Source organism: Rubrivirga sp. (genome assembly GCF_049648075.1).
GTDB lineage: Bacteria > Bacteroidota > Rhodothermia > Rhodothermales > Rubricoccaceae > Rubrivirga.
In genome coordinates this window covers 1-5,302 of the sequence record NZ_JBARYR010000618.1, presented here as the reverse complement: position 1 = coordinate 5,302, position 5,302 = coordinate 1, and the positions used below count along the sequence as shown (strand labels likewise).

5 protein-coding genes and 1 pseudogene are annotated in these 5,302 nt (G+C 65.3%); all 6 read left to right on the top strand.

Going from position 1 to position 5,302, the window contains the following annotated elements; all coding sequences use genetic code 11:
* The coding region (locus WBA11_RS16920) for an ATP-binding cassette domain-containing protein (RefSeq protein WP_424521820.1) at positions 1-471 on the top strand (471 nt) is incomplete at its 5' end.
* Positions 472-517: 46 nt separating this feature from the next.
* The gene (locus WBA11_RS16915; RefSeq protein ID WP_424521819.1) at positions 518-1,573 is read left to right on the top strand and encodes a GDP-mannose 4,6-dehydratase; all 1,056 of its coding nucleotides are present in this window, start codon (positions 518-520) and stop codon (positions 1,571-1,573) included.
* A 92-nt stretch (positions 1,574-1,665) separates the two neighbouring features.
* The gene (locus WBA11_RS16910; protein ID WP_424521818.1) at positions 1,666-2,748 is read left to right on the top strand and encodes a glycosyltransferase; all 1,083 of its coding nucleotides are present in this window, start codon (positions 1,666-1,668) and stop codon (positions 2,746-2,748) included.
* 73 nt (positions 2,749-2,821) lie between these two features.
* Complete coding sequence (locus WBA11_RS16905) at positions 2,822-4,027, top strand: glycosyltransferase family 4 protein (protein ID WP_424521817.1); 1,206 nt, start codon at positions 2,822-2,824, stop codon at positions 4,025-4,027.
* 115 nt (positions 4,028-4,142) lie between these two features.
* Positions 4,143-5,057, top strand: a complete 915-nt coding sequence (locus tag WBA11_RS16900) for a glycosyltransferase family 2 protein (RefSeq protein WP_424521816.1) — start codon at positions 4,143-4,145, stop codon at positions 5,055-5,057.
* Positions 5,057-5,302, top strand: a pseudogene (locus WBA11_RS16895) (hypothetical protein); the annotation flags it as partial. The gene WBA11_RS16900 and the pseudogene WBA11_RS16895, both read left to right, overlap by 1 nt.

Genomic DNA, 5,302 nt, shown 5'->3' with positions numbered 1-5,302 from the left:
CCCCAGGCCATCTACCTCACCGATGCCTCGGTCCGGAGCAACGTGGCCTTCGGGATCGCCGACGCCGACATCGACGACGCGGCCGTTTGGGGCGCCCTCGAGGCCGCCCAGCTTGCCGACTTCGTGCGGGGCCTGCCGGACGGGCTCGAGACCCGCGTCGGCGACCGGGGTACGCGGCTCTCGGGCGGCCAGCGGCAGCGGGTCGGGATCGCCCGCGCGCTCTACCACGACCCGCCAGTCTTGGTCATGGACGAGGCCACGAGCGCGCTCGACAACCAGACGGAGCGGCACGTGGTGGCCGCGGTCGAGGCGCTCCGCGGGGAGCGGACGGTGATCATGATCGCCCACCGGCTCTCGACCGTCCAGGGCTGTGACAAGCTCTACGTCTTCGAGGACGGCCGGCTCGTCGACCAGGGGACCTACGACGACCTCGAGGCCCAGAGCGAAGCGTTTGCCGAGATCGCCGCGTAGCGCAGACACCCTCCTCGATCACACCCACTGCGGACTACGCCTACCGATGTCTGAACATCCACCAAAGTGTCTCAAACGCGCTCTCGTAACTGGTGGCGCGGGGTTCATCGGCAGTCATGTTGTGGACCGCTTGTTGCGAGACGGGTGGGAAGTCACAGCCATTGACAACTTCGATCCGTTCTACTCCCCTGCAACAAAGCGGACGAACACTGCCGACCACCTCGCACACCCAGCGTACACGTTGCTAGAGGCTGACATCCGTGACGCCGATGTACTTCGTCGGGGTGTGACTGGGGAGTATGACGTGGTCGTACACCTCGCTGCTAAGGCGGGCGTCCGGCCTTCGATCGAAACGCCCGAGGCCTACCAGACGGTCAACGTCCAAGGAACCCAGACGATGCTCGAGTTGGCCCGTGAGAGGGAGATCCCTCAGTTTGTCTTCGCCTCGTCGTCGAGCGTGTATGGGGTTAGCCCAGACGTCCCTTGGAAAGAGGACGCCGCCGTGACCCGGCCCATCAGCCCTTACGCAGCGACCAAGGTCGCAGGAGAGCTATTGGGACACGTCTACGCCCACCTCTACGCGATGCGCTTCGTGGCGCTTAGGTTCTTTACCGTCTACGGTCCGCGCCAACGTCCAGACTTAGCTATCAACAAGTTCGCGAGTAAAATGCTGCGCAGCGAGCCTATTCCATTGTTTGGGGACGGCTCTACGCTCCGGGATTACACCCACGTGTTCGACATCGTGGAGGGGGTCATGTCGGCGATCGCTTACAGGGACTCGGACTACGAAGTGATCAACCTCGGGAATAATCGGACCGTGCGGCTATCCGAATTGGTAGACGCATTGCAAGACGTGATGGGCGTGGACGCCGAGATCGACCGTCACCCTGCTCAGCCTGGCGACGTTCCACAGACGTGGGCTGACGTGTCCAAGGCCCAGAGGTTGCTGGGGTACGAACCGCGAGTGACGCTCCGCGAGGGGCTGGCGAGCTACGTGGCTTGGCGTGCCACTCAGGGGGATGAGCCTGGCTTGCAGGGCGGCACCGCTCTTGAGGCGCGCATTCCCAGACTCGGTACCCATGGGACGTGGGTGTCCCCATGATGGGCACCGCCCGATCTCGCCCCGCTCGGCTTCGCGCGAGCGGGAAGCCCCGGGTCGTCCTTCTGGCCGACCGGCGGAACTGGGCGTTCGATGTGACGGCACGATCGCTTGTCGCGAGGCTCAAGCGCGAGTACCGGATCTCGATCCGCTACGCACAAGACGACCCCGACCTCTCTCCCGATGGCTACGACCTGCTCTACGTTTTCTTCTGGGGGGAGGAACGATACAAGCCGTTCATGGTGCCGCCGGAGAAGCTCGTTAAGGAGGTCGCTAGCTACCGGTGGCGAGACAGCGAGAACTTTGGACGGCTTTCGGTCTCGGAGTTCATGGGGCGCTATCTCGGGGATTGCGCCGTGATTACCACGCCTGCTCGAGCGATATACGACCTGCTAGCGCCGGCCCACGAGGACGTCTACCTGTGCCCGAACGGAATCGAACCAAGTGTCTTTCGGCCTCGAACCCCTCGGGTCGGTGAGCTATCCGTCGGATGGATAGGGAACCCCAACGACTCTCTCAAGGGGCTAAACGACGTGCTCCTCCCGTCAACAAGAGGGGTGAAGTTCGAGGCGTCGCCAGGGGATTGGAGCCGTTCCGAAGTGGTCGGTCTCTACCAGCGGACCGACGTACTCGCGGTGGCGTCGATTAGTGAGAGCCAACCGCTCCCTCTGATCGAATCGATGGCGTGCGGTTGTTTTCCGGTCGCGACGTCCGTTGGGGTCGTCCCTGAGCTGGTGGTGAGTGGGCTGAACGGGCTCGTTGTGAATCGCGATACTGAGTCGTTCAAGGCGGCCTTCAGGTGGTGCGCCGACAACCTCGACTACGTGCGGCGGGCTGGGCTCAGGAACGCATCGTTCGTACGTGCCGAGCGGTCATGGGACAAGCTCGCAAAGCGGTTCGGCGACGTGTTCGACTACGCTATCGCCCTCCAGTCCGACCCTACCGCCACGCCACCCGTTGGCGTCCCCCCGGCCCGCCGTGTCCGAGAGGCTTGGGAGGACGCGCCGGCTACTCCCGCTGCGCTAACACTTGGTGACGCGATCGACGGTGCGCGGTGGCGGTTGGGAGATCGCGTCCGCGGACTACAGGCACGCGCGCGCGACGTCCGACAGCGGGGCCGGCACGTAGCCGGGCGTATTCAATCCATCGTCTCAGAACGGGTCACTCCAAGCTCCTGACTCCAGGCTCATGGTCGATTCCGCATCCATTCCGAACGCCCCCAACGCTCGCTCTCGTGGGAGGCGGGGCCGGTTGCGGATCGCATTTCTGACTCCTGAGTTCGTGACGGAGATGGACAACCGGGGAGGGCTCGCTAACTACCTCAACCGGATGTCGCAGGCGCTTGTGGAGCGGGGGCACCACGTCGAGGTGTTCACTCTCAGCGACCACGAAGGGCGGCTCGATCATGGAGGCGTAACCGTGCACCGCGTCCCGTGGCCGACCCGGGGCCTCCCATTTCGAGCCCTCACTCGCATCGCTGGGCACCTCCGGCTATACGCGGGAATCCCTCCCGCCCGGCTCGCCTACTCCGCGAGGAGGGTGGCGGCGGCGTTCCACGCTCGTGACGCCGCCGCCCCATTCGACATCGTTCAGAGTAGCGACTTCAACGCCGTCGGTCTGTTCGTCCGACCTGACCCCCGGCGAACGCACCTCGTCCGGTGCAGTTGGGCGGCCGATCACTTCATGCGCGTTGATGGCGTGCATCAGAATCGCAGCGAGCGGTGGAAGGCAGCCTTGGAGCGGGCGGCGATCCGCCGAGCGGACGTCGCCTACGCGCCCAGCCAGTTCGTTGCGGACTACTATCGCGAGACGTTCGGTTATGACGTAGGTGTCATCCGGCCCCCGGTTCTCGTAGAGGTGGAGGCGGCCTCGGAACCTCCTGATGCCCTGCCTGATCGGTACCTCCTCCACTTTGGAAGTCTCCGAGTCAGAAAGGGGACTGATGTGCTCGCCAAAGCGCTCCCGCTCGCGTGGCGTGAGGCTCCAGACCTTGCAATGGTCTGGGCCGGCGGCGCTGACCCTGCTGAGATGGAGCGATGGCAGGCGTTGTGGGGCGAACGGGTCGGTCAGGTCCATTGGATCAACGGGCTCGCCAAGCCGCACCTCTACGCCGTCCTCCAGCGCGCTGTCGCGACGGTTCTCCCAACGCGTGCTGACAACCTCCCTAACACGGTCATCGAGAGCTTGCTGTTCGGTGTCCCCGTCGTCGGCTCGGACGGAGCCAGCGTAGACGAACTCGTCCGCGACGGCATAGACGGTGCTCTCGTCCCCATCGGGGACGCTGATGTGTTGGCGCAAGCGCTCGTCCGCGCATGGCACGGTGAACTTCCGAGGCCTACCCTTGACAAGCACCCTGTCCTTTCCTCGGCAATGACTCCGGACGCAGCCGTAGATGCGTTCCTTCGGGCGGCAGGTCACGCTACGACAGTCCTGCGACAACCGGCTCCTACGCGATGAAACTCTGCTGCCATGCCATCGCTGTCTGTGGGTTTGTGAGCGAGCGAGTTGCTCCACGCCAGGGACTCTCCGACCGCCAGGTCTCGGCTCATTACAGCGTTCTCGCTGAGGGACTATGACTGCCCCCAGGTTCACCGTTGCCATCTGCACCCGGAATAGGGCCGACTTGCTTCGGCTCTGCCTCGACGCCCTTGCCGCCTCGATTGGCGACCGGGCCGTCCCCGTCGTACTCGTCGACAACGCGTCTACGGACGACACGGCCCGCGTGGCCGATGGAGTGGATCTGCCTCTCGCCTACGTTCGTGAGGGCCAACTCGGCTTGAGCCACGCCCGGAATACCGCCCTTGAGGCCTGCGAAACCGAGTATCTCGTCTTCCTCGATGACGACGCGAAGCCTCTCCCCGGCTGGATCGCAGCCATCGAGGACGGGATCGGCCGGTGGACGCCGGACTTTTTCGGGGGGCCGTACCGACCCTTCTACCTTGACCCCAAGCCGGATTGGTTCGACGACAACTTGGGGAGCGCGCACCTCGATCTTGAGGCCGGGCTCCAGCCCGTTGGGACGTGCTTCTCGGGCGGTAACATGGGGTGGCGGGCCGCATTGCTCCGCGACATGGGCGGCTTCGACCCCGCGCTTGGGATGGTCGGCAACACGCTGCGGCTTGGGGAGGAGACTCAACTCCAACTCCAGTACTACGCCGGGCACCCCGACGCTCGGGCCGTCTTCCTTCCCGACATGGAGATGCTCCACTACGTCCCGCCCGCCAAAATGCACGTTGCGTACTGGTGGCGCCGGGCGTGGGACTACGGCTGGCGGTTGCCGGAGATCGACCCGCACGGCGAGGCGGCCCGGATGACCCGGTGGGAGCTTGCTCGCGACACCAAAGTTGGGCTCCCGCTTCTGCTGCGGGCCGTCCGCCGGGACCGACACACGTACCCAACGTGGGCGTCGTTCGCGGTCGCGTATGGGGGCGGGCGCGCCGGTGTGCTTAACGGCTACCTCGCCCGTCGACTTTTCCGCCCCATCTGATGTCTGACTCTCCCCTCCGCACGCTCGCTCGCCGCGCCGGCCTGGGTCGGCTGCTCCGCGTGGCGTATCACACGCCGGTCGGCCGCGTCCGCGCGTCTATTCTTGAGGGCGGGCCGCTGGAGCAGCGCCGGACCGAGCGGGGGTGCCGCGAGATGGTCGAGGCGGCGCGGCGCCTGCCCGAGATCGCTCCGCCCGAGGCCGACGACGGCTGGGAGGTTCACTACCTCACCGGGGCGAAGTATTGG